General features: G+C 65.5%; 2 protein-coding genes. Both read left to right on the forward strand.

What is annotated here, in order from left to right; all coding sequences use genetic code 11:
- Positions 1-488, forward strand: a 488-nt coding sequence (locus FUT88_RS25150) for a dienelactone hydrolase family protein (protein ID WP_410003899.1), incomplete at its 5' end; no start/stop codon positions are given.
- Positions 485-725 (forward strand): enoyl-CoA hydratase-related protein (locus FUT88_RS25155; RefSeq protein WP_186829384.1); only part of this gene is annotated, 241 nt, incomplete at its 3' end. The genes FUT88_RS25150 and FUT88_RS25155, both read left to right, overlap by 4 nt.

The following is a 725-nucleotide window of genomic DNA, read 5'->3' on the forward strand; positions in this document are numbered from 1 at the left end:
CGTACGTGGACCGCAACCGCATCGTGATCATGGGCCAGTCGCACGGCGGTTTGACCACGCTCGCCTTCGGCACCATCGCCTACCCCGGCGTGCGTGGGCTGGTGAACTTTGCCGGGGGCCTGCGCAACGACACCTGCGTCGATTGGGAAGGCAATCTCGTGCGCGCCTTTGAAACGTACGGCCGCCAGTCACGCTATCCGTCGCTCTGGTTCTACGGCGACAACGACAGCTACTGGCCCAAGCCAATGCCAGAGAAGATGTTCGCGGCTTACACGGGTGCAGGCGGCAAAGGCCGGCTGGTGGATTTCGGCACCTTCCGGAGCGACTCTCACGGCATGTTCGCAAGCCACGCAGGGCTTTCCATCTGGTTGCCGCAGGTCGACGCCTTCCTGCGCGAACTCGGCTTGCCCGCAGGCCCGGTCGCCCCCACCGCTGAAGCTTCCGGCGCCGACGACCCCAAGTCCGACACCAACAAGGACCCCGAATGAACGCTTTCGAGACCCTCGCCTTCGCACAGAACGGCACCGTCGCCACGCTCACGCTGAATCGGCCTGACGTGCGCAACGCCTTCAACGAGACTGTCATCGCCGAGCTGACCGGTGCGTTCCGCGCGCTGGCCGATGAGCCCAGCGTGCGCGCCATCGTCCTGTCCGGCAATGGGCCCGCCTTCTGCGCGGGCGCCGACCTGAACTGGATGAAGAAGATGGCCGGCTACTCCGATGACG

The sequence above is a fragment of the Ralstonia sp. TCR112 genome, assembly GCF_007997035.1.
In the GTDB taxonomy this organism is placed as follows: Bacteria; Pseudomonadota; Gammaproteobacteria; order Burkholderiales; family Burkholderiaceae; genus Ralstonia; species Ralstonia edaphi.